Origin of the sequence: Dyella sp. (assembly GCF_051954575.1) — a bacterium.
GTDB lineage: Bacteria > Pseudomonadota > Gammaproteobacteria > Xanthomonadales > Rhodanobacteraceae > Dyella_B.
In genome coordinates this window covers 37,739-60,629 of sequence record NZ_JBQCHP010000091.1, presented here as the reverse complement: position 1 = coordinate 60,629, position 22,891 = coordinate 37,739, and the positions used below count along the sequence as shown (strand labels likewise).

The 22,891-nt window shown below is 63.5% G+C and carries 20 protein-coding genes, 2 tRNA genes, 1 other RNA gene and 1 pseudogene; 2 read left to right on the top strand and 22 right to left on the bottom strand.

Annotation, left to right across the window (positions count from 1 at the left end; genetic code table 11):
• The 6 genes and pseudogenes from ACTHNE_RS13160 to ACTHNE_RS13135 form a co-directional block, all read right to left on the bottom strand.
• Positions 1-197, bottom strand: a pseudogene (locus ACTHNE_RS13160) (DNA polymerase III subunit gamma/tau); the annotation flags it as partial.
• Positions 198-289: 92 nt separating this feature from the next.
• An RNA gene (gene ffs / locus ACTHNE_RS13155) (signal recognition particle sRNA small type) lies at positions 290-386 on the bottom strand.
• An 86-nt stretch (positions 387-472) separates the two neighbouring features.
• A tRNA-Ser gene (locus ACTHNE_RS13150) sits at positions 473-565 on the bottom strand.
• A 22-nt stretch (positions 566-587) separates the two neighbouring features.
• Positions 588-771: transfer RNA gene (locus ACTHNE_RS13145), tRNA-Ser, on the bottom strand.
• 174 nt (positions 772-945) lie between these two features.
• On the bottom strand, positions 946-1,704 hold the full coding sequence (locus tag ACTHNE_RS13140; RefSeq protein ID WP_324942893.1) for an MBL fold metallo-hydrolase: 759 nt from the start codon (positions 1,702-1,704) through the stop codon (positions 946-948).
• Positions 1,701-2,426: a 3-deoxy-D-manno-octulosonic acid kinase gene (locus ACTHNE_RS13135; protein ID WP_324942896.1), complete on the bottom strand. Its 726-nt coding sequence runs from the start codon at positions 2,424-2,426 to the stop codon at positions 1,701-1,703. The genes ACTHNE_RS13140 and ACTHNE_RS13135 overlap by 4 nt, the downstream gene beginning before the upstream one ends.
• Before the next feature lie 311 nt (positions 2,427-2,737).
• Between ACTHNE_RS13135 and ACTHNE_RS13130 the strand changes: the two genes are divergently transcribed.
• A complete protein-coding gene (locus ACTHNE_RS13130) occupies positions 2,738-3,772 on the top strand; it encodes a glycosyltransferase family 9 protein (protein ID WP_440269462.1) in 1,035 nt (344 codons plus the stop codon).
• A gap of 91 nt (positions 3,773-3,863) precedes the next feature.
• Here the strand turns inward: ACTHNE_RS13130 and ACTHNE_RS13125 are convergent, their stop codons facing one another.
• The 16 genes from ACTHNE_RS13125 to ACTHNE_RS13050 all read right to left on the bottom strand — a co-directional run bounded on the left by ACTHNE_RS13125 (position 3,864) and on the right by ACTHNE_RS13050 (position 21,611).
• Positions 3,864-7,949, bottom strand: a complete 4,086-nt coding sequence (locus tag ACTHNE_RS13125) for a hypothetical protein (protein WP_440269461.1) — start codon at positions 7,947-7,949, stop codon at positions 3,864-3,866.
• Between the two features lie 100 nt (positions 7,950-8,049).
• The gene (locus tag ACTHNE_RS13120) at positions 8,050-8,448 is read right to left on the bottom strand and encodes a DUF6165 family protein (protein ID WP_324942906.1); all 399 of its coding nucleotides are present in this window, start codon (positions 8,446-8,448) and stop codon (positions 8,050-8,052) included.
• Positions 8,449-8,511: 63 nt separating this feature from the next.
• Positions 8,512-9,495: a tetraacyldisaccharide 4'-kinase gene (gene lpxK, locus ACTHNE_RS13115; RefSeq protein ID WP_324942909.1), complete on the bottom strand. Its 984-nt coding sequence runs from the start codon at positions 9,493-9,495 to the stop codon at positions 8,512-8,514.
• Positions 9,496-9,497: 2 nt separating this feature from the next.
• Complete coding sequence (gene msbA / locus ACTHNE_RS13110; protein WP_324942912.1) at positions 9,498-11,288, bottom strand: lipid A export permease/ATP-binding protein MsbA; 1,791 nt, start codon at positions 11,286-11,288, stop codon at positions 9,498-9,500.
• Positions 11,285-11,716 (bottom strand): ExbD/TolR family protein, encoded by a 432-nt coding sequence (locus ACTHNE_RS13105; RefSeq protein WP_324942915.1) that lies wholly within the window; start codon positions 11,714-11,716, stop codon positions 11,285-11,287. Before ACTHNE_RS13105 ends, msbA begins: the two co-directional genes overlap by 4 nt.
• Positions 11,717-11,719: 3 nt before the next feature.
• Positions 11,720-12,382, bottom strand: a complete 663-nt coding sequence (locus ACTHNE_RS13100) for a MotA/TolQ/ExbB proton channel family protein (protein WP_324942960.1) — start codon at positions 12,380-12,382, stop codon at positions 11,720-11,722.
• A 143-nt stretch (positions 12,383-12,525) separates the two neighbouring features.
• Positions 12,526-14,844, bottom strand: a complete 2,319-nt coding sequence (locus ACTHNE_RS13095) for a DNA internalization-related competence protein ComEC/Rec2 (protein WP_440269460.1) — start codon at positions 14,842-14,844, stop codon at positions 12,526-12,528.
• A 175-nt stretch (positions 14,845-15,019) separates the two neighbouring features.
• The gene (gene lolD, locus ACTHNE_RS13090; protein ID WP_324942922.1) at positions 15,020-15,715 is read right to left on the bottom strand and encodes a lipoprotein-releasing ABC transporter ATP-binding protein LolD; all 696 of its coding nucleotides are present in this window, start codon (positions 15,713-15,715) and stop codon (positions 15,020-15,022) included.
• Positions 15,716-15,719: 4 nt separating this feature from the next.
• On the bottom strand, positions 15,720-16,964 hold the full coding sequence (locus ACTHNE_RS13085; RefSeq protein WP_324942924.1) for a lipoprotein-releasing ABC transporter permease subunit: 1,245 nt from the start codon (positions 16,962-16,964) through the stop codon (positions 15,720-15,722).
• A gap of 175 nt (positions 16,965-17,139) precedes the next feature.
• The gene (locus ACTHNE_RS13080; RefSeq protein ID WP_324942928.1) at positions 17,140-17,565 is read right to left on the bottom strand and encodes a hypothetical protein; all 426 of its coding nucleotides are present in this window, start codon (positions 17,563-17,565) and stop codon (positions 17,140-17,142) included.
• Positions 17,537-17,785 (bottom strand): FAD assembly factor SdhE, encoded by a 249-nt coding sequence (locus ACTHNE_RS13075; RefSeq protein ID WP_324942932.1) that lies wholly within the window; start codon positions 17,783-17,785, stop codon positions 17,537-17,539. The genes ACTHNE_RS13080 and ACTHNE_RS13075 overlap by 29 nt, the downstream gene beginning before the upstream one ends.
• A gap of 178 nt (positions 17,786-17,963) precedes the next feature.
• A complete protein-coding gene (locus ACTHNE_RS13070; protein WP_324942935.1) occupies positions 17,964-18,746 on the bottom strand; it encodes a succinate dehydrogenase iron-sulfur subunit in 783 nt (260 codons plus the stop codon).
• A gap of 16 nt (positions 18,747-18,762) precedes the next feature.
• Positions 18,763-20,550 carry a succinate dehydrogenase flavoprotein subunit gene (sdhA, locus tag ACTHNE_RS13065; RefSeq protein WP_324942938.1) on the bottom strand — a complete coding sequence of 596 codons (1,788 nt, stop codon included), beginning with the start codon at positions 20,548-20,550 and terminating at the stop codon, positions 18,763-18,765.
• Between the two features lie 5 nt (positions 20,551-20,555).
• Positions 20,556-20,951: a succinate dehydrogenase, hydrophobic membrane anchor protein gene (gene sdhD / locus ACTHNE_RS13060; protein ID WP_324942941.1), complete on the bottom strand. Its 396-nt coding sequence runs from the start codon at positions 20,949-20,951 to the stop codon at positions 20,556-20,558.
• Positions 20,948-21,343, bottom strand: a complete 396-nt coding sequence (sdhC, locus tag ACTHNE_RS13055; RefSeq protein WP_324942944.1) for a succinate dehydrogenase, cytochrome b556 subunit — start codon at positions 21,341-21,343, stop codon at positions 20,948-20,950. Before sdhC ends, sdhD begins: the two co-directional genes overlap by 4 nt.
• A gap of 100 nt (positions 21,344-21,443) precedes the next feature.
• Positions 21,444-21,611 carry a DUF1674 domain-containing protein gene (locus ACTHNE_RS13050; RefSeq protein ID WP_324942947.1) on the bottom strand — a complete coding sequence of 56 codons (168 nt, stop codon included), beginning with the start codon at positions 21,609-21,611 and terminating at the stop codon, positions 21,444-21,446.
• A gap of 269 nt (positions 21,612-21,880) precedes the next feature.
• Between ACTHNE_RS13050 and ygfZ the strand changes: the two genes are divergently transcribed.
• Positions 21,881-22,540 carry a CAF17-like 4Fe-4S cluster assembly/insertion protein YgfZ gene (gene ygfZ / locus ACTHNE_RS13045; protein ID WP_414649745.1) on the top strand — a complete coding sequence of 220 codons (660 nt, stop codon included), beginning with the start codon at positions 21,881-21,883 and terminating at the stop codon, positions 22,538-22,540.
• Positions 22,541-22,891 lie beyond the last annotated feature (351 nt).

The following is a 22,891-nucleotide window of genomic DNA, read 5'->3' as shown; positions in this document are numbered from 1 at the left end:
CGCTCGCAGTTCAGCGACTTGGCGAAGATGCGCGCGATGGTGGTCTTGCCGACGCCGCGCGTACCGGTGAAGAGATAGGCATGATGCATGCGCCCGCTGTCGAGCGCGTTGGTGAGCGCACGTACGACATGCTCCTGACCGACGAGTTCGGCGAACTTGCGGGGGCGCCATTTGCGCGCGAGTACCTGATAGGACATGCGAAAGGGTGCTTGGGCCTAAAGACCGATTGTGCCAAGTCCAGGATGGCAAGTCATGCGAGACAGGCTAACACCCGCTCAAAAGGCGGCGGCCCCGCCAGCCACACCCCGGCACCCGAATCATCCGCTACCGTTGCTTCCTTCCGGACCTGGCGGGGTTTGCGAACTATCGTCGCGGGGGGACCGACGGGGCCACCATAGGGTGGGCATCGAAGCCCTGAAACTGGTGCTGGACCTGTCTGTTTACAAGTTGTCGCCAGCTTCGTCGTTTGAACTGGCGGAGAGGGCGGGATTCGAACCCGCGATACGGGGATAAGCCGTATACACACTTTCCAGGCGTGCTCCTTCAACCACTCGGACACCTCTCCGGGATAAAACTCTAGTTGTACGTGCATGATCGGGCGGGATGGTTCGGCCCGTCCTGGGCCTCACCCCTGCGCGCTACGCGCTCCGGGGCCAGCCTGCGGCTGTCCAAAATTCGTTCCCGACGAATTTTGTCGAACCCGCGATACGGGGATAAGCCGTATACACACTTTCCAGGCGTGCTCCTTCAACCACTCGGACACCTCTCCGCACGCAAAAACCACTCTGCTGGTGGATGGCCAGCAAAGAAGCGGAAGGATAGCCGCTGGCCGGATTGCAGACAAGATGCGTGAGGTGCCTGGCTCCCGGAACTGGCGTAGGTTGGGGTGCAAACCCCAACACCCGGAACGCTCCGTCAGGGTGACGTTGGGGTTTGCCCCCCAACCTACCCCGCGTTCGCTCCCGGCGGCAGCGGCGCCGCCAACGCCACGCGCTCGCCCGCGCGCGCAATGCGATATCCGCGCGCCGCCAGCGCCTCGCCATCGGCCTTGCTGCCGTAGTGATACAGCACCAATCGGGCACGCAGCCCTTCCTCGTACTCACGCTCGATATCGTCGATGCCCGTATGCGACGGATTGCCCACCAAGCCGCAATCGTGCGCAATCCATTCCTGCCCGCCCTCGTACTGCGCCAGCACTTCGGGAATCGGCCGCGTGTCGCCGGTGAACACAAAACTGCCCGGCAGCGCCACGCCGAACGAGGTGCCCGGACGGTGATGTCTGGTAGCGAACACATCGAACCACCAGCCGTCCAGCCAGAAACCGCGCGAACACGGCACCAGCCGGAACGCTTCCCAATAATTCACGCCGCCTTCGGCCAGCACGCCGGGATAGTCGGCCACACGCGTCTGCAACCATGGCACCAGCGCCGCGTGCGCGAACACACGCGTTTTTCCACGCAAGGCTTCATCGAACCACACGCGGGTGAACAGGCGTTCCAGGCCGCCGACGTGATCCATATGCGTGTGCGTGATGTAGATATTGCGCGGCAGCTCGCCGTACGCAGCGTAGTAGCGATCCAGCGTATCCGGACCGCAATCGATCAACAGCATCGGTTTGCCGCTGCGTTCCAGCACCGCGGACGACGAACCCAATTCCACCGCGTGCGCGGCGCCGGTGCCGAGAAAATGCAGATGCCAAGTCATGCGCTCATTGTCCGCTCGTAACCGTGCATCAGCGGTGTCCAGATCGTTTGATCGAACACCGTCTCGCCCTGCACCGCGGCGCCTATCTTGAACAGCGACCGACGCAGCCGCTGCAGGTTGGCCATGCGCCAGCTCAGCGCCGGCGCACGCAGGCGGCCGCGATCGAAATCCACCAGATAAAGCCCCGATGGCGCGACCAGCACATTGTGCGCGTTGAGATCGGCATGCCATACGGCTGCGCGATGGAACCGCGCCACCAACGCACCCACCTCGTCGGCCAGTTCGGTATCCAGGCGATTCTGCGCTACGCATTGCGTCAATGTCTGCGTTTCCGGCAAACGCTGCATGATGAGATCCGCCCGGTAATAAGGCCCGCTGCGCCGATAACAGGCCGCTACCACCTGCGGCACCGGCAATTGCAACCGAGCCATAGCCTGCAACAAGCGAAACTCGCGAAAACTGCGCGTGCGGTCCGCGCCGGTCCACAGGTATCGATCGCCCATCAGCGAGGCCACCATGCCGCCGCGGCGATAGTGCCGCAGCACGCATTCGCCAGCGGGCGTGCGAATCACCGCCACGCCGCCGCGTCCACCGGGCTGCGTGCTGAGCGCTCCCTGCTGCCGCCAATGCTCGACGTCGAACCAGGCGCCATCGACTTGTGGCGACACGGTGGCGTCGAACAGAATCGCACCCTTGGCGTCTTGGCGCAGTTGCTCGTGCATCGGTGCTGCAGCTCGGTCTCTCATTGCCTAAGGGATGCTCGGATTCATTTTGCGTAGGTGGCATGATGTCCAGAAGGCCCGCAGGGTGTGTGCGTGGCGCTGGGAAGACTGGCCGTCTTGCCAAGCCGCGCGGCACATTCTGCGGGCCTTCTGGACATCACCCTTCGGGCCGGCTCTGTCTGTCCGCATGCCTTCGGCCCATCGTCTTGGCAGACGGCCAGTCTGCCTTCGCCGACGGTCCTATGGCCTGCGAACAGACAAAGCCGGTGACGCCCACGCAAAAAATGAATCCGAGCATCCCTCAATTCTACATGTCCCATCCCGCTTCCATCTGCCTGCTGCGCACCTCGGCCATCGGCGACGTCACCCACGTGGTGCCGCTGGTCCACACGCTGCAGCGCGCCTGGCCGCAGGCGGCGCTGACCTGGATCGTCGGCAAGCTGGAACGCAAGCTGGTCGGCGACCTGCCCGGGGTGGAATTCGTCACTTTCGACAAAGGCGCCGGCTGGGCCGGCATGCGCGAAGTGCACGCCGCGCTGCGTGGGCGGCGTTTCGATGCGCTGCTGCAGATGCAGGTGGCCTTGCGCTCCAACCTGTTGAGCCTGGGCATCAAGGCCGAGCGCCGCATCGGTTATGACCGGGCGCGTTCCAAGGATCTGCATGGCCTGGTGATCAACGAACGCATCCCCGCCCGCAGCGGCGAGCACGTGCTGCAGGCGATCGGCAGCTTCTGCGAGCCGCTCGGCCTGAAGCAGACCGAGGTGCGCTGGGACATTCCGATTCCCGACGAAGCCCGGGTATGGGCGGCCGGACAATGGCCGGACGATCGTCCCGTGCTGCTGATCAGCCCCACTTCCAGCCATGCCTTGCGCAACTGGCGCGCGGAACGCTATGCCGCGGTGATGGATCATGCCGCCGCACGCGGCTGGCGCGGGGTGTTGATCGGCGGCCCCTCCCCGGCCGAACGCAGCATGGCCGATGCCATCCTGGCGCTCTGCAAACACGCGCCGCTCGACCTCACCGGCAAAGACACGCTGAAGAAACTGATGGCGATGTTCTGCCGCGCGCAGCTATTGCTCACACCCGATTCGGGACCGATGCACATGGCCAACACCGTGGGGCTGAAAGTGCTCGGCCTGCACGCCGCCAGCAACCCCGCGCGCTCCGGCCCCTATTCCGACCGGCGCTGGTGCGTCGACAAATACGACGCCGCCTCGCGCCATTATTTCGGCAAGCCGGCAAGCGAGATTCCCTGGGGCACGAAAATCGAAAAGCCGGGCGTCATGGATCTGATCGACGTCGACGACGTCATCGAGCGTTTCGAAGCCGCCGCAGCTTCGCTGTAGATACTGTTATCAACCCAACATCGTCATGCCTGTGGGACAACGATGTTGGGTTACAACCCAACCTACAACTACAACAGCGCCGCCGCCTCGATTAGGGGGATGTGTTCGGTGCATCCGATAACTGCGGCCTGACAGGCTTGCGCTCACGCTTCTTCCAATAACCGCCCTTGGTCCACGCATCGAAACCCCAGCGCAACCATCCGATCAGCGCATTGGCCAGCCATAATGCCCACGCGAGCATGGCGATCTTGTAGAACCATAGCGACACGGTGAACACGCCGGCCTGCGGCAATACATCCTTGGCTTGATCGGCAAACCAATTCAAATCCCATGCGGTGGAACCGTTGCCGGCAACATGCATATCCGGCAAACCCAGCAGGCCTTTGGGCACGGCCGATACCAGCATTGCCAAGGCCAGCACGGTGACCGCGGCAAGCAGCGCCTGCAGCAGATTGAAGCGTGCATCTCCAAGCTTGGTCATCATCGCGTCATGCCGCGCGCGCAGGCCCAGCAAGATCAGCCAGATCACCACGAATGCATAGGCGCTCCAGGCGAATGCCGAGAAGCCCAGCCCCAGCAGCAACCACTGGTAGAACCGCAACGGCGTCGGCGCATAACGCGCGAGCAGCCACGCCGCCACCAGCAACACGATCAGTTGCGACCAGTAGAGCACCGCCGGTCCAACCTGCGGCCCCCACGTCCACAACACCCAACGATCCTCCGGCAACCTCAGGTTCAGGCCGATATTCGCCGACGGCGCACCCAGGGCAAACGCAGGCGTACCGGCATGCATGCCGATGCCGCGCGGTTCGCGCAGGCGCAACGTGTAGTGATGTTTGCCAGGCAACAGCGGCAGGCTCAGCTTGCCATCCTTCACGGCGAGGCTGAGCGGCTCGTCGTCGCGCGTAGCACCAAGCAATTCGGTACCGGCCGGCAACGCGATGGCATGCTCGCCACCGCGCGTGCTGCGCGCAAGCAGGGTCAGTTCCGTCTCGGTGGCGCGGTCGCCCACGCTGCTGCCTGCACTCACGCTGTCGAAGGCGAGGCTGTCGCCGTCGATGGCCTTGGGCCGGCTCACGCTCAACTGCAGCGTTTCGTTCGGCAACGGTTGAAAGCGAAGGCCATCGCTGCTGTCGCTGACCGGTACGCCATCGGCCTGAACGTGCCAGATCGGCGCCGCATGCACTTCCCAAACCTCGGCATGCTCGCCAAGCGGTGGCGCCGTGATCTTCAAATGATCCACGCGATCGAGCCGACTGGTCCATGTAACCGTATTCTCATCGGCATTGAAGGTGACGCCGATGCGCCCGTCGCTCACCCGCACCCCATCGCCCAAGGGGTGTTCACCAGGCAGCAAGGGCAATTGGAGACTGAAGCCGCCTTCGCTGGGCGCCACGCGCTCCACCGTGTTGACCACCGTCCAATCCACGCCCAGCACGATATCGCGCGTGATGCGCACGTAGGGTGGAAATGCCTGTTGAGGAAGCGGCGCCTGCTTGCCATCGGCGGCCGCGCGAATGCGATTGAGGGTGACGCTATCGCCAAGCAGGCGTCCGCCATCGATGCCATCGAGTGACCAGCCTTGTCCGTTGAACGTCATCCATTGCGGACGTAATGCGAAGTTCAAAGTGATGCTGTCAGTGGGTTGGGCGCGATAGTTCAAATCAATGCGATGCACGCCAGGCTCCAGCCTGGCCAGTACCTGCGCGTCGCGTTTGCCGATCGTCGCGTTACCGTGGCCATCCACCGTTACGCCGATAAGCTGCACGCCCGCGCCGACCTGCGGCAACGGCAATGCAACCGGCGCGCCGACATGCGCTTCCAGTTGCAGGGTGATTTGCGCATCTTTCGCCTGCATGGTGGCCGCGGCGATCACCGCGCAATCGGGTGCGCACTTGGGTGCTTCCAGCAACCGACGGTGCAATTGCTGCAACATGTCCGGGCTGGGCGTCGCCTGGGCGCGAGCGGCATGCGGCAGGGCCGCCAACAGCAGGCATGCTGCCGCCGTGGCGTTCATGCGCGGCATGCGCCACGATGCATCCGATGGCTTGATGACGTTGCGCGCGAAACGTCCCAGCAGCATCAGCAGCAAGCCCAGCATTGCCACGCGCAGCAGTCGCACAAGCCATGCGGGCGCAATCACCAGCCGCATGCGTTGCTCAGGCGCGACCGGCCCGGACCACCCCAATTGATAGTTGTTGCCGACATCCCAACCGGGCACGCCGGCACCCGCTTGAATGATGCTGTGGCTGTCCGTCTGGTACATGGCGGACACGCCAGGCGAGTATCCGCCCAGCACTCTGACGTTGAGAGGTTTGGGCACCACGTCGATTCCCGCCGGGGGAGCGGGTGGCGCGGGCGCCGGTGGCGCGCTCATTTCAGCCAGCTCGGGCACAGGTTGCCGCTTTTTCGCTTTCTGTTCGGCTTCGCCATAACCAGCCGCTTGCATGCGCTCTGCCAACGCCATGTAGCCCCCGTTGCCTTCCAATTGCGGGTGCAATGCGTATTCCAGTTGCATCTTTGCGAACGGCAATGTCCACAACACCGCCAAGGCAAGCGCCAACGTGCTGGCAATCTGCGCGCTCCAGCGCAAGCGTCCGACCGGCAGCGCACGCATCAACAAGGCCAATGCCAGCGCCAAACCGAGCGTCCAACGCGGCGCACCCGCTTCGTGCTGCGACAGAACCAGGAAAAGCGCCGCAAGCACAGCCCAGCGCCAACCCAGCAGTCGCCCCGCCAGCAGGGCGATCAGCGCGACGACGAACAGGTCCAACAAGCTCCATTTCCCTATCCATGAATCAGGCGAACGGTCCACACCGCTCGCGCCGATCAAGCGATAGCCAAACGGCAGATGCAACACGGCGTCGATGTTTTCCAGGGGAACGAGCCATCCCGCGCCGGGCAGCGAGCCGCTGCGATCGGCCACGCGCAAACCTGCCTGCAGATCCAAATTCGAATCACGCAATTCGACGCCCGTCCGCCCCTGGCCGGCGTCGGTAACCAGCAAAGGGGTGCGTTCGTGCGACGACGCCTGCAGCAGTTGCCATGGTGCGCCGACATCCAGGCGTTGTGCGCGCTGCAATGTTCCAGTGAGGTGATCGCTGACGTTGAAACCGCGGCCGTCGAAATCGAGCCATATTTCGCGCTGAAGGTGGATCTGGTCGCCCGCTTCGCCCTCGCCGCCACGCGCGCCCTGTTCGATCACCAAGCCGTTGCCTTGATCGAGCGCGTAGGCCGGCAGCTCACGCCAATCCGCCGGCACGCCCGCTTGTGCTGCATCGGTGGCGCGGCCTTCGACACGCGTGCTGCGCAATCCGGGATCGTCGCTATAGCTCCACACTTCCTGCTTTGGCCATGGCTCAGCTGGCGAAGTGATGGTCACTGCGTGCAAGGTATCGACCGCGCGGGCAGACACATGCACAGTCCACTGGCCCGGCCGCAATTGCAGGCGCAGCCGGCCGTCAGGTTCCCACTGTGCAGGTACGTCGCTCTCCAACGAAGTAGCGATAAAGCCCTTCGGCAACGCGGGCCCCAATAGCTGTTCGCGTGCACTGCCCGTCACGTTCAACTGCAACTGTGTGTCCAGCAGTGCTGGCATGCCATCGGTCAGATGGCGATAGACGCGTACCGAAAGCGCATCCGCCTGGCGCTGTGCCGCTGCGGCTTCGCCAAGCGTCAGCTGATCGCCGTTGCGCTCGATGCGATCGACCGCGCCGCCGTCCACGTTCAACGAAACCAAGCCGATCGACAGCGGTACACGCAGGCGTGCGGGACGCGCCTCCCACGGCAGATTTCCCTGGATAGCGTATTCGCCCGCCTCCAGCCGCAGCGCCGGCTGGCCGTCGCGATTCAGCACCGGCCACGGCTTGTTGTTAACCGTCACCTGCTGCGGCCAACTGTGCTCATCACCCGGAAGAGCCACCCAGCTCGCGGCGTCCACGCGTACGTCGAGCTTGAAACGGCCGCCGTTCTTGCCCGCATCGATGCTCAGGCGGCCCGGCCAGATGCACTGATAACTATCAGTATCCGGGCTACTGGTGGCCAGAAAGGGGCAGTCGTGCTCGGGAACGTCGTGCAGGACCCAGCCCTCCCAATCGCGCAATGCAGGAGGGACGTCCTGTGCCAGCAAGGGTGAAACCACGAACAGCAGTCCCAGCAAACCATTCCATCGGCGCATACGGTGAACTCCCCTGTGGTGTTTCACCTAGCATATTCGATGCGGCATCGCTGGGTTACGCTGCGCTAACCCAACCCATGTTGGACATCATGGCTAAGAGTTACTTCGCCCGATAATCCTGATACGACTTCTCTTCCACCAGCTGCGAGCCCAGCTTGACATTGATCTCGCGCTTCACTGCCGCGCGCTCGTCGTTCTTGAAATACACCGAGCGGGCCAGTTCGATGAACTCTGCATCGAACGCCTGCGCTTTTTCCTTCAGGCGGATGCGGTCTTCGATATCCCACAGCGCCTCGTTCACGGCGAGCAGGTGCGCGCGTTCCTTGCTGATGTCGGTTTGCGAGGCGTGGTCGTTGGCCCAGGTGGCGTTGAGCAGGTTGAGCTCGTTGTGCACGTTGACCAGCTTGGCGGGATCGGAAATCTGGCGCGCCTTGATCTCCAGGATGGTGATCTTGTCGATCAGCTCGCCGAAGGAAACCGGTACCTGGATCAGGCTCATGCAAAACCTCGCGCAAAAGTGCCGGCATGGCGCCGGAAATGGCGCCTATGATACCGCCATCGCCTACGGCCGTGCTTTGGCCGCAAGCCGCGCGAGCAAGGCCCGATGGAAACTCGCCGGCAATTGGGCCTTGACCGGTACGCTCCACCAATGCGGTTGGGCGAATGCCCAGCATTTCACCGCATCCTTTTCGGTCATCAGCACGGGCAGTTCGTCGCGGAAAGTAAGATCGGCCGGCATGAAGGCGTGGTGGTCGGGAAATGGATGCGTAATCACGTCCAGCCCCTGTTCGGCCAGGCTCGCAAAGAAGCGCTGCGGATGGCCGATGGCCGCCACTGCATGCACTCGCCGGCCGGCAAAATGGGCGATGGGCAGTTCGCGTTCATCCACCAGCGCGCGCACCGAACCGCCATGCAGGCGCATGGGCACTTCGCCTTCCTGTGCATCGCCGCCGTTGCAGATACGAAAATCCACCCGCGCCAGGCGGTGCATGGATTCGCGCAACGGTCCGGCCGGCAACAGGCGCGCGTTGCCGAAACGCCGCGCACCGTCGATCACGCAGATCTCGATATCGCGCGCCAGGCGGTAGTGCTGCAGGCCATCGTCGGCGATCACCACATTGCAACCGGCATCGAGCAGCAATTGCGCCGCGGCGGGACGATCCCGGCCAATCGCCACCGGTACGCCGCTGGCGCGTATCACGCAAGGTTCGTCGCCGGCCTCGACGGGGTCGGGCGAATCGCCCAGCAGCATCGGCTCGCGGCTGGTCCCGCCGTAACCGCGGCTTACCACGCCGGGACGATAGCCGTGCTCGCGCAATGTTTCGGCCAGCGCCAAGGTGAGCGGCGTTTTCCCCGCGCCGCCCGCGGTGAGATTGCCGACCACGATCACCGGGCAAGCCAGCCGCACCGTGCGCAACCAGCCGAGCCGATACAGCGCCCGGCGCATCGCCACCACAACGGCGTAAAGTTTCGACAGCGGATAACACCACCACGGCAGTGGCTTTCCCTCGTACCAACCTGCCTGGAGCGTGTCGGCCAGGCGCATCGTCAGTCGGCGGCAACCGCGGCGGGATGTTCGTTGAACTGCATGCGGTGCAGCGCCGCGTAATGACCGCCCAATGCCATCAGCTCGGCATGCGTGCCGCGTTCGATGATGCGACCCTGGTCCATCACGGCGATCTGGTCGGCATGTTCGATGGTGGACAGGCGATGGGCGATCACCAGCGTGGTGCGGTCGCGCATCAGGCGCTGCAGCGCTTGCTGGATCAGACGTTCGGATTCGGTATCCAGCGCGCTGGTCGCTTCGTCCAGCACCAGGATCGGTGCGTTCTTGAGAATCGCGCGGGCGATGGCGATGCGCTGGCGCTGGCCGCCGGAAAGCATGCTGCCGCCCTCGCCGATGGGGCTGTGGATGCCTTGCGGCAGGCGCTGGATGAATTCCATCGCGTTGGCCGCTTCGGCGGCGGCGATGATGTCCTGTTCGCTGGCGCCGGCCAACTCGCCATAGGCGATGTTCTCGGCCACCGTTCCGTCGAACAGCACCACGCTTTGCCCCACCCAGGCGATCTGCTTGCGCAGCGAGGACAGGGTGTAATGCTCGTAGTCCTCACCATCCAGCAGGATGCGTCCGCTGGTTGGCGCATTGAAGCGCGGCAACAGGCTGACCAGGCTGCTCTTGCCGCTGCCGGAACGGCCCACCAGCGCAGTAACCGTACCGGGCATGCAGTGCAGGCTCACACCGGCGAGCGCTTCCAATTCGCCGCTGGAATAAACCAGGCGTACGTCTTCGAAACGCAGATCGCCGTTGGTGCGTTGCAGAACCTTGCTGCCCTGATCCACTTCCGGCGGCAGGTCCAGTACCGCGAACAGATTCTCCGCGGCCGCAATGCCGGTCTGCATGGTGGATTGCACGTTGGTCAGCCGCTTCAATGACGAGAGCATGCCACCCATGGCCGTGAGCACCGCGATGAACACACCCGGCGAGATGTGATCGATCTGCGAGGGACGCGAAGCCAGGAACACCATGCCCGCCAGCGCCAGCGAGGCCACCGTCTGGATGGACGATCCCGAAAGCGCGCTGGTCGCCACAATCTTGAGATTGAGATAACGGGCGCGATCGGAAACCTGCTTGAAGCGCGCGTCCGCCTGCTCCTGCCCGCCATAGATGCGCACTTCGCGATGCGCCCGCACGGTTTCATCCACGGTGCCGGTAACCGATCCCATCATGCCCTGGATACGCCGGCTCACGACGCGATACCGGCGACTTACCGCGGAAGCGATCAGGACGATGGCGGGCACCAGGATCAACAATGCCGTCGTGAGATAGAGACTCTTGTAGAGCATCACGATGAACATGCCGAGCACGGTGATGCTCTCGGTCACCGACACCTTCAGCGCATCCGTCGCTGCGCCGGCGATTTGCTCACTGGTGTAGGTGATGCGCGAGATCTGGTGCCCTGAATGCTCTTTACCAAAAAAAGCAGCGGGCAAGCGCAAATAAGCCGCAAACACGTCACGTTGCATGCGCTGCACCACGTGGCGCGAGATGTAGCCCATGCCATAGTTACTGACGAGGATGGCCACACCGCGTACCAGGAAGATGCCGATGATCCAGATCGGCATCCAGCGAATGAGATACGGGTCTTTCTGTTGCAGCAGCTTGTCCATGATCGGCTGCAGCTTGCTGGTGAAAAAAGCCAGGGCCCCACCATCCACCGCAAAGCCGATGACCGATACCAGGATCACCGGCCAGTAGCGGCCCGAATAGCCGAGCAGACGTTTGTACGTGCGCCTGCTCTCTGCGTCCCAGAGCGAAACCTTCTTTTTGCCTTCGCTCATTTGCCCGTTTCCGCCTGCGACGGCGTCGTGGCGATGGAAAGATGAGTAAAGCCCAGCTGGCCCAGCGCGTCCATCGCGGTAACCACGTTCTGGTGCGCCGTCATGGCGTCGGCGCGGATGGTGACGGTCTGGTTGCGATCGTCGCCGGCCACGCGTGCGATGGCCTGTTTCACGGCATCCACGCCGCTGCCGGCGACTTCATCGCTGCCGACGTAGAAATGGCCTTCGCGATCCACCATCACGGTGATTGCCGGCGGCTGCATGTCGCGATCTTCCGCGCTGGCTTGCGGCAGGTTCACTTTCAGGCGCGAGTGCTGCACGAAGGTGGTGGTGAGCACGAAGAACATCAACAAGGTCAGCAGCACGTCGATCAGCGAGACCACGTTGATCTCGAAATCGTCGTTGCGGCGATCGTTACCAATGCGCATGGCTTAGACCGACGCCTTGTCGCCGGACAGCGGCGCGCGGCGCGTACGCGGCGCGGCCGGTTGCGTGGAAAGCGTGAGATCGTCTAGCAGCAGCGTCGCCTGCTTTTCCATCTCCACCACGTAGCCGGCCACCTTGGAACGGAAATAGCGATGCAGCACATACGCCGGAATCGCCACCGTAAGACCCGCCGCGGTGCAGATCAGCGCTTCGCCGATGCCACCGGCCATCTTGGTGGGATCGGCCATGCCGCCGACCATCACCTGCATGAACATGCGGATCAGGCCGATCACGGTGCCGAACAGGCCCAGCAGCGGGCCGATCAGCGCAATGGTGCCTAGCGTGTTGAGGTAACGCTCCATGCGATGCACGACGTGGCGGCCGGTGTCCTCGATGCGTTCCTTGATCAGGTCGCGCGAGTGCTGGCGCACGGCCAAGGCGGCGGCCAGCAATTCGCCCAGCGGCGAGCCGGTGGCGAGCTTTTCCAGATGCGCCGGATCGAGCTGATCGGAGCGCGCCCATTCGCGCACTTCCTGCGACAACCCCGGCGGCAGCACCGAATTGCGCCGCAAGGTCCACCACCGCTCCAGCACGATCGCCAATGCCACCGCCGAACAGATCAGGATGGGCGCCATGGCCCAGCCGCCTGCCATCAGAATCTGACCCAAATCACCCACAACGAACTCCCGGCCCTGGCCGTCTGCGGAAGCGGCCATCATAACAGCGTCGTTAGGGATGCTCTGAGTAATTCCGCACAGGCGGCATGGCGCCCAGAAGGCTCGCAGGGGTGCACCGTGCGGTTTTGGGCAATTCACTCCCGCCAGTAGCGCCGCTCAAGCAAGCGCCATCGCGCGCCCACGTACGCCGGCGCGGTGGTGGGGAAATCAAGCTGAACGGCGCCGTCCACCGCGGTATTCAACACCGCTACGCCTGCCGTGGCATAACGCTGCATGACATCCGCCCGCGGATGGCCAAAACGGTTGCGCCAGCCCGCGGAAACCACTGCCAGTTCAGGCTGGACCGCAGCAATGAACTCCGTGCTGGACGAGCTTTTGCTGCCGTGATGCGGCACCTGCAGGATCGGCCGCGGGCCGGGTTCCAGCGCTGCGGCTACCTGCGGTTCGGTGCCCATTGCGATGTCGCCGGTCAGCAACAGACGCCCTGCTCGTCCCTCCACCAGCAGCACGCAGGAAAGATCGTTGGCCTTGGTTTTCGTCGACGCCGTGGCGGGGCTCAGTACGCGAAAGCGCACGCCATCCCATTCCCATTGCTGCCCGGCCAGGCATTGCGCCATCGGAAGGCGCATGCGCGCCGGTTCGCCCGAATAGCGTTGCGCCATCGGAAACGCCGCCGCCACGGCGGGCGCGCCGCCAGCATGATCATTGTCGGCGTGGCTGATCATCAGCATGTCCAGTCGATCGACGCCGAGCGCATGCAGCGATGGAATCACCACCGCCGTGCCGAGATCGAATTGCGAGGGATAGCGCGCGCCTGCGTCATAAACCAGGGCATGCCCATGCGTGCGCACCACCACCGAAAGCCCCTGACCCACATCCAGCACCCACGCCTGGAAGGCGCCAGCTTCCGGCAGATGCCGCGTCGGCCACAGCAACGGCAAAAACAGCAACGCGCCGAACGCGCGCATCGGCATGCCCCGCGGCATGAACAGCCAGATTGCGCCCAAGGTGGCCAGCAACAACGCCCACGGCGTCACCGCTGGCAAATACCACTGCGCGCCCGGCCAAGTAGCGGTCTGCTCGAGCAACCACCACTGCGCATGCGTCAACCATTCGGCCACGCGCAGCACCGGTGTCGCCAACGGTGGACACAGCATCAACAGCAGCATGCCGAGCAATGCGCACGGCACGATCACGAAGCTGACGAATGGCACCGCAAACAGGTTGGACAAAGCGCCGACCAGCGAGGCTTCGCCGAAAAACCACAGCGTCAGCGGCAACAGCGCAATCGTCATCACCAATTGCCCCAGCGTCAGTTCGCGCAGGAAGGCACGCAGCCCGCGTCCTTTCGCGTCCATGCACAAGATCAGGAACGTCACGCCGACGAAGGACAACCAGAAACCCGCCTCCAGCACCGCCGTGGGATTCACCAGCAGGATGGCGATCATCGCAACGGCCAGCGCGTGCCCGGACCCTGCCGCGCGCCGGCCGCAGCGCGCCAGCGCGAAGGCGGCGATCATGATCATCGTGCGCACCGTGGGCATGCCCAGGCCGGCCAGCGCACCGTACGCGGATGCAGACGCCAAGGCGAACAATGCCTGCGCCTGTGCGTGCGGGCAGCGCAAGGCAAGTGCAGGCCAAAGCCAATAGAGCGCCGTGCACAGCCACGCACCGAAAACCGCCGCCACGCCCACGTGGAAACCCGAAATGGCCAGCAGGTGCGAAATGCCGTTTGCGCGCGCGACATTCCAATCGTGCTGTTCCAATCCGCGCGTATCGCCCACGGTGAAAGCGCGCAGCAAGGCGGCATCGTGCGGATCATGCACGCGCGCCTGGATGCCTTCGGCGAGCGAGCCGCGTAAGCGATCCAGGCAGAACGTACTCACGCTCAGGCGTTGGTTGCCTGGATCACTGCGCACATAACCCATGGCTGCGATACCGCGTGCCAGCGCGCTGCGTTCGCTGTCCGCGCCACCGGGGTTGACCATGCCGCGTGGCCTGCGCAGGCGCAGCAGCAATTGCCATTGCGAGCAGGGTTCCGGATCCGCCGTCGGCGTGTCGTACCAACTGATGCGCGCAAGTCCGCGCCAAGGCACTACATGTCCATCGCGCGTAGCCTGCTCGATGCGAAACAGCGCGCTGGTCGCATCGGCACCGGCCTGCGCCAGCCCGACGATGCGGCCGGTAACCAGGAAATCCTGGCCTTCCCAGGCTTTGGGCAAGCGCGCTTCCATCGCCACACTGCCACGCCATGCTGCCCATGCGAAGCCGAGCACTACGATGGCGAACCAACGGGCACGCGGGAAAAACCATGCGGCGGCCAAGGCGCACGCCGCGATCGTTCCCATCGCCCAGCGCGGTGGCAACGACGGCAACCATTGCACTGCGGACATGCCTATCAACAACGCAAGTGCGCACGCAATGGCGCCCGGATACGTCAATTGCTTCACCATACCTGCGACGCTAGCGCAGGCGCACAAGCAACCTTGTAAGGGGCTGGCTCAACGCGCTGACGGGTTGATGCCTTGAACTTCACGTAGGTTGGGCTGAGGCGTAGCCGAACCCCAACGTCGGGATATGCATGGCATGTTGGGTTTTCGGCTGCGCCTCAACCCAACCTACCGGAGATTACGCTTTTTCGCGCAGCTCGCCGTTGTGCAGTTCGAGTGTGCGATCCATGCGCGCTGCCAGCCGGCTGTCGTGCGTCACCAGGATGAAGCTGGTACCGATCTCGCGATTCAACTCCAGCATCAGCTCGTACACGTGCGCGGCGTTGTCTTCGTCGAGATTGCCGGTGGGCTCGTCGCCCAGCACGCAGGAAGGGCGCGTCACCAATGCGCGCGCCACTGCGCAGCGCTGGCGCTCGCCGCCGGAAAGTTCGGAAGGCTTGTGTTCCAGGCGTTTGCCCAGCCCGACGCGCTCCAGCAACGCCGCCGCCTGCTTCTGCGCCTCAGGAATGCCCACACCACGGATAAGCAAGGGCATGCACACGTTTTCCAGTGCGGTGAATTCCGGCAGCAGGTGGTGGAACTGGTAGATGAAGCCGAGCGAACGATTGCGCACGCGGCCGCGCTCGGCGTCGGACAACTTGGAAAGCGTTTGCCCTTCCACCTCCACTTCGCCGCCGGAGAGCGTATCCAGTCCGCCGATGATGTGCAGCAGCGTGCTCTTGCCGGAACCGGAAGCGCCGACGATCGCCAGCGTTTCGCCGCGCTTGAGCGTAAAGCTCGCATTGGTCAGCACCGTGGTGTGCAGATCGCCTTCCTCGTAGGTCTTGGCGACGTGGCTGGCACGCAGCACGATGGGGTTGGCAGCCTTCGTCATCGGATTACTCATAGCGCAGCGCCTGGGCCGGTTGCGTACGCGAGGCGCGCCACGCGGGATACAGCGTCGCCAGCAAGGAGAACAGGAAGGTCACCAGCGACACCGACACTACGTCGTGCCAATCGAGGCGGCTGGGTACCTCGCTGATGTAATAGACGTCCGGCGAGAGGAAGGTGACGCCGGTGACATGCTCGATCCATTTCACGATGCCGGGCAGCCGCCACGACAGCAGCGAGCCCAGTCCAACACCGAAACCGATACCGACAAATCCCACCAGCACGCCTTGCACCATGAACATGCCCATGATGCTGCGCGGCGTGGAACCCAGGGTGCGCAGGATGGCGATATCGGCCTGCTTGTCGGTAACCAGCATCATCAGCATGGAGATCAGGTTGATCACCGCCACCAGGATGATCAGCGAGAGAATGATGAACATCACTTTCTTCTCCATCGAGATGGCGGAGAAGAAGTTCGCGTGGCTGTCCATCCAGGTGGTCACGCTGTAGATCTGCCCTAGCGTATCGGCTAGTTCGCGTGCGACGGGAGCGGCGTTGTAGAGATTGTCGAGCTTCAAGCGGATGCCGGTGGGGCCGTCGATGCTTTTGAGCGCCTCGGCATCCTTGATGTTGATCAGACCGAGGCCTGAGTCGAACTCCTCCATACCCATTTCAAAAATGCCGCTTACGGTAAACCCGCGCACGCGGGGCATGGCGCCGAGCAGCGACGTGCGCAGTTCCGGCACCACCATCGTGACCTTGTCCCCAACATTCACCCCAAGCTGCAAGGCAAGGTCTTTACCGAGGACGATGTTCCAACTGCGGGGCGTCAGCGAATCGAACGAACCGGCGATCATATGCTTGTTGATATCCGACACATTCGGCTCCTGCACCGTGTCGATACCGCGCACCATCGCGCCACTGGAACGCTGCCCCTGCAGAAACGACTGGATCTCCACGTACGGAGCTGCGCCGCGCACATGCGGGTTGGCCTTTACCTGCTGCACGGCATATTGCCAGTTCTGCACCGTCTCGCCCGGCAGGCCGGACACCGTGGCATCGGAAATGGCGCCGAGGATGCGCGAGCGCAGCTGGTAGTCGAAGCCGTTCATCACCGACATTACCGTGATCAGCGCCATCACGCTGATGGTGATGCACACGATGGACACGGTGGAGATGAAGGAGATGAACTGATTGCGCCGCTTGGCGCGGACGTAGCGCAGGCCGATGAAAAGCTCGAGCGGTCGGAACATGGGGGCTTCGCTTCAGGGACGTAGGCGGCGGGACTTAAGGACTCCATAAGACCGTGCCGCGCGCGCAGAGTGCCCGAAGTGGGCGTGGCGGGCAATGGCGGACGCCCGTAGGTTGGGGTGCAAACCCCAACATCGCCATCCGCATAGATCCCAATGTTGGGGTTCGCACCCCAACCTACGGTTTGCCGTCCCCCGCCACCACGGCCAGGCGCATGCGCAAGCGCCGCCGGATATCGGCATCGGTGTTGTCCGGCATCAGCCACAGCGTGAGCTTGCCGTAGCGTCCGCTGACCAGGCGCAGCAGAACCGCCTGACCCACGATGCGAAACGACAGCAGCGCCGCCGCATCGTCCGCGCCATCCAGGCCGCGCAACGTCCAGCCGCTGCGGCCGGCCCAGCCCACCGCGGAGATCGGCAGCTGCAGGCAGCGGATCGCCTGAGCGCAAGCGGCAACCAAAGCCGATGCCAATACGACACGCATGAGCAGCGGAGCGCCCGAGAGCATGACGGCAACCACGGTCAGGCAGGTAACGGCCACGAACAGGCGCGGCACCCAGCGCGACGGCCGGTATTCAAAGCCGATGGCGGGCGCGGATGTCATCAATGATCGCCTGCCAATCGGCGCGCGGCGGCCTGGCGTGGCCCATCACCCAGTCCCAAAGGTCCGGGTCCTGCACGCCGAGCAGTTCGTCGAAGGCTTGTTGAAGCGCCGGCTCGGCGGTGGGAAAAGAGGTTTCCAGCCAGCCGCCGAACAGGGCGTCCAGTTCGCGCGTGCCGCGGCGGGTGCGCCAGTGGAGGCGTTTTAGGCGGGCTTCGTCCATAAATGCTCGAGGGCCAATCTTGCGTTGCCGTCATCCCGGCGAAAGCCGGGATCCAGTTCAAATGCGTCGCGCGAAGCACTCAATCTAGATTTTGTGTGCTTCGCGCGGTTTACCTAACTGGCCGGTTCCGGCCTTCGCCAAGGCGCTTTACTACGGCGAAGTCGGTCAATAACGAACCTTAAGCCGACCGCCGCGCCACCAGCAACTTCTTGATCTCCGCAATCGCCTTCGCCGGATTCAAACCCTTCGGGCAAGTGCGTGCGCAGTTCATGATGGTGTGGCAACGATACAGCTTGAACGGATCTTCCAGATCGTCCAGGCGCGCGCCGGTGTCTTCGTCGCGCGAGTCGACGATCCAGCGATAGGCCTGCAGCAGGATCGCCGGACCCAGGTAACGATCGCCGTTCCACCAGTAGCTCGGACAGCTGGTGGAGCAGCAGGCGCACAGGATGCACTCGTACAGGCCGTCGAGCTTCTTGCGATCTTCCGGCGACTGCAGGCGCTCGCGGTCCGGCGTGGCGCTCTGCGTGCGCAACCACGGCTTGATCGAGGCGAACTGTGCATAGAAGTGCGTGAGATCGGGCACCAGATCCTTCACCACCGGCATGTGCGGCAGCGGATAAATCTTCACATCGCCCGACGCGCATTCCTCGATCGACTTGGTGCAAGCCAGCGTGTTGGTGCCGTCGATGTTCATCGCGCACGAACCGCAGATGCCTTCGCGGCAGGAGCGGCGCAGCGTGAGAGTGGGATCGATCTCGTTCTTGATCTTCAGGAGCGCGTCCAGAACCATCGGGCCACAGCTGGCCATATCGACTTCGTACGTGTCGATGCGCGGGTTCTGGCCATCGTCCGGCGACCAGCGGTAGATGCGGAACGTACGCGGTTTCTTCGCGTCTTTCGCCGGATAGTGCTTGCCCGGCTGGATCTTGGAATTCTTCGGTAGCGTGAACTCGGCCACGATTGCCTCTCCAGAATTAATAGACGCGCTTTTTGGGCGGCACGACTTCGACTTCGCCGGTGAGCGTATACATGTGCACCGGACGGAAATCGAAGCTTGTCTTGCCGGCTTCGTCGACCTTCACCAGGGTGTGTTTCATCCAGTTGTGATCGTCGCGCTCGGGGAAGTCTTCACGCGCATGCGCGCCGCGGCTTTCCGGACGCTGCTCGGCCGAGTGCATGGTGGCGACAGCCTGGCCCAGCAGGTTGGACAGTTCCAGCGTTTCGATCAGGTCGGAATTCCACACCAGCGAACGGTCGCTGACGCGCACGTCCTTGAAGGAGTCGTACACCTCGGAGATCTTCTTGGAGCCCGCCTTGAGCGTTTCGCCAGTGCGAAACACCGCGGCGTCATCCTGCATGGTGCGCTGCATGTTCAGGCGGATCTTCGCCGTCGGCGTGCCGCCGTTGGCGTTGCGCAGGCCATCGAAGCGACCCAAGGCTTTATCCAGCGCGCTGGCGGGAAGATCCTTGTGTGCCATGCCCGGCTTGATGATCTCGGCGCAGCGATGCGAGACCGCGCGACCGAACACCACCAGGTCGAGCAGCGAGTTGGAGCCCAGGCGATTGGCGCCGTGCACCGACACGCAGGCCGCCTCGCCAATGGCGAACAGGCCGGGCACCACGGCGTCAACGTCATCGCCCTTCTTCTGCACCACTTCGCCGTGATAGTTGGTGGGAATGCCGCCCATGTTGTAGTGCACGGTCGGCAACACCGGGATCGGCTCCTTGGTGACGTCCACGCCGGCGAAGATGCGCGCCGATTCGGCGATGCCGGGCAGGCGTTCGTGGATCACTTCCGGACCCAGGTGCATCAGGTTCAGATGCACGTGATCCTTGTGCTCGCCCACGCCACGGCCTTCGCGGATTTCCACCGTCATCGCGCGGCTGACCACGTCACGCGAAGCGAGATCCTTCGCGCTCGGCGCATAGCGCTCCATGAAGCGCTCGCCCTTGGAATTGGTGAGATAACCACCCTCGCCGCGCACGCCTTCGGTGATCAGGCAGCCGGCGCCGTAGATGCCAGTGGGATGGAACTGCACGAATTCCATGTCCTGCAGCGCGAGGCCTGCGCGCAGCACCATGCCGCCGCCATCGCCGGTGCAGGTATGCGCGGAAGTGGCGCTGAAATACGCGCGACCGTAGCCGCCGGTGGCAAGCACCACCGCCTGGCCACGGAACAGGTGCAGCGTGCCCTCGTTCATGTCGAGCGCCAGCACGCCGCGGCACACGCCTTCGTCGTCGAAGATCAGGTCGATGGCGAAGTATTCGATAAAGAACGTAGCGTCATGCGCCAGCGCCTGCTGGTACAGCGTGTGCAAAATGGCGTGACCGGTGCGATCCGCCGCGGCGCAGGTGCGCTGCGCGGTGCCCTTGCCGTAATGCGTGGTCATGCCGCCGAACGGACGCTGGTAGATGCGGCCATCGTCGGTGCGCGAGAACGGCACACCGTAGTGTTCCAGCTCCAGGATCGACGGAATCGCCTCGCGGCACATGTATTCGATCGCGTCCTGGTCGCCCAGCCAGTCCGAACCCTTGATGGTGTCGTAGAAGTGGAAGCGCCAGTCGTCTTCGCCCATGTTGCCGAGCGCCGCGGCGATGCCGCCCTGCGCGGCCACGGTGTGCGAGCGGGTCGGGAACACCTTGGTGATGCACGCGGCCTTCAGGCCTTTTTCGGCCAGGCCAAACGTGGCGCGCAGGCCCGCGCCGCCGGCGCCGACCACCACCACGTCGTACTTGTGCTGCTGAACTTTGTAGGCTTCCATCGACCTCAGGCTCCCAGTGCGATGCGCAGCACCGCCAGCGTGCCGGCCAGCACGCACAGCACGGCGATAAACTTGATGGCCACCAGAAGCGTGACTTCCTTCCAGTGGGTGTGTACGTAATCCTCGATGACCACCTGCATGCCCAGCACCGCATGCCAGAACATGCTGACCAGGAAGGCGATCAGCAGCACCGCGTTCCACGGCTTGGCCACCGCGGCGCGCGCGGCGGCGTAATCGCCGTGCACCAGGCCCAGCACCAGGATCACGAACCAGATGCCCAGCGCGATCAGCGCGACGGCGGTAGTGCGCTGGGTCCACCAGTGGCCTACGCCGAACTGGGCCGAACCCAGGCCGCGTGCGCGCTTCAGCGGATGTCGCAGGTCTTTTGAGTTGGCGCTCATGCGGCACCTCCGGCGGAGAGCACGTAGCCCCAGACAATCAAGGTGAGTACCAGGCTGCCGATCACGGTCAGCCAGCTCGAACGCACGAACTGGGTGATGGCGTAGCCGGCGCCGGCGTCCTGGATCAGGTGACGGATGCCGTTACACAGGTGGTAGAACAGCGACCAGGTCCAGCCGATCATCAGGATCATGCCGAGCGGGCTGCCCATGCAGATCTTGAACTGGTTGAACGCATCTTCGCCGGCGGCCAGGGCGACCAGGCCCCATACGACGATCAAGGTGCCCACGGTGAGGGCGATGCCGGTGGCGCGATGCAGGATGGACGTCACCATCTGCACTTGCCACTTATATATCTGTAGGTGCGGTGAAAGCGGTCGTTGCGTCTGTGCCATGGCGGCTATCCTGGGTGGAATCGCTGATACCCGTGCACCGCCAACCGCTTCCGCGCACCCGCCGCTTCGCCACCCTACCGTGGCGCGCTGACGCGACGGATCAGAAGTCGATGCAGCGTCCGTTCTTTTCCCAATCGCCGTAGCGCGTGGGGTCCGGCGCCGGCCGCTCGTTGTGTTCCTTGCCCGGCACGGGCAAAACGGGCGTTACGGCCCGCTCTTGCTTGGCGGGTTCGTTCGGCGTTGCGGGTTTGGAGGACGTGTCGGGCATGTTCGTATCGCCAAAAGCGTAATACTTGCGGCATAGCGGCACAACCAGTTGACGCCGGGCGCCGGGCGTTGCAGGCAAGCCCGGAGCTACTTGCAGCAAGCCCCTCCCGCCCCAATCCTGCGCGCATGCCGACATCTATCATCGCCCACGCCGTTTTCATGGAAGGCCCGGACGCCCTCGCGTTCGCGCAAAGCCAGTTCGCCAGCCAGGTTACCGCACTGGCGAACCATCGCTGGCAATTCAGCAGCTGGCTCGACGCACAAGGACGCGTGCGCAACCTGTTTCATCTTGCACGCCTGGATGACGAACGTCTGCTGCTGATCCTGCGCGGCGGCGATGCAGAAACGGTCATCGAAGCATTGCGTCGCTTCGTGTTTCGCTCACGCGTCAAGCTAAGCGTTGCAAATGGTTCGCTTGCGGGAGACGCCGCATTGCCGTTGCACGACGTCGATGTGCATGATGACATCGTTCGACTCGGCTGCGGATCGCACACGATGATGTTCGGTGCGAATGTCAGCGGCGACGATGCGTGGCAACGCGAACAACTGCGCGAAGGATGGCCGTGGCTTCCAGACGCTGCGTTGAACGAGTTGCTTCCTCCTGCACTTTCGCTGCATCGCTTGGGTGCCGTCGCAATCGACAAAGGTTGCTATCCAGGACAGGAGATCGTTGCGCGCTTGCATTATCGCGGCGGCAACAAACGCCATCTGCATCATGTCGCGTTGTCGAAGCGTGTCGACGATGGTGCATTGCTGCAACGCGAGAACAGCGAATTCGTGCGGTTGCTCAATGTCGTTGCATACGATGAGCGCATCGAAGCGCTTGCTGTCATAAGCGACGATATAACTGGCCGCCTCGGACAACACGGCGAAAAAATTGTTAGTGATGACGGCACTGACGTACAACTGCTAAACACTTGGCCTGCTTGACGTTTACATCATGCGCGGCGTGCGATGATGTGAGCGGATTGTGAATCGAGCATGGCGGGCACTTGCAAAGACGAGCGAGCCCCACTAGATTCCGCCAAACTTTTTCCGGCATCCACCTGACCGCAGGGTGCCGACATACGCGACGAACCGGAGGGGTCCGGATCGGCGCGACCCGGCAAGAAGACGCCGGAGTACAACTCGCCGTATGCGCGAACACGCTGCACTCAAACGAGTTAGTGCACGCCGTGTAGAGCCGAAGCTTTCCCAGTCGACATCGGACATGTCGATTGATTCCGCCGTGTTATAGCGGCCAATCCTGCTTGCGCCACAAGTTTCGACGCAGGCAAAAGA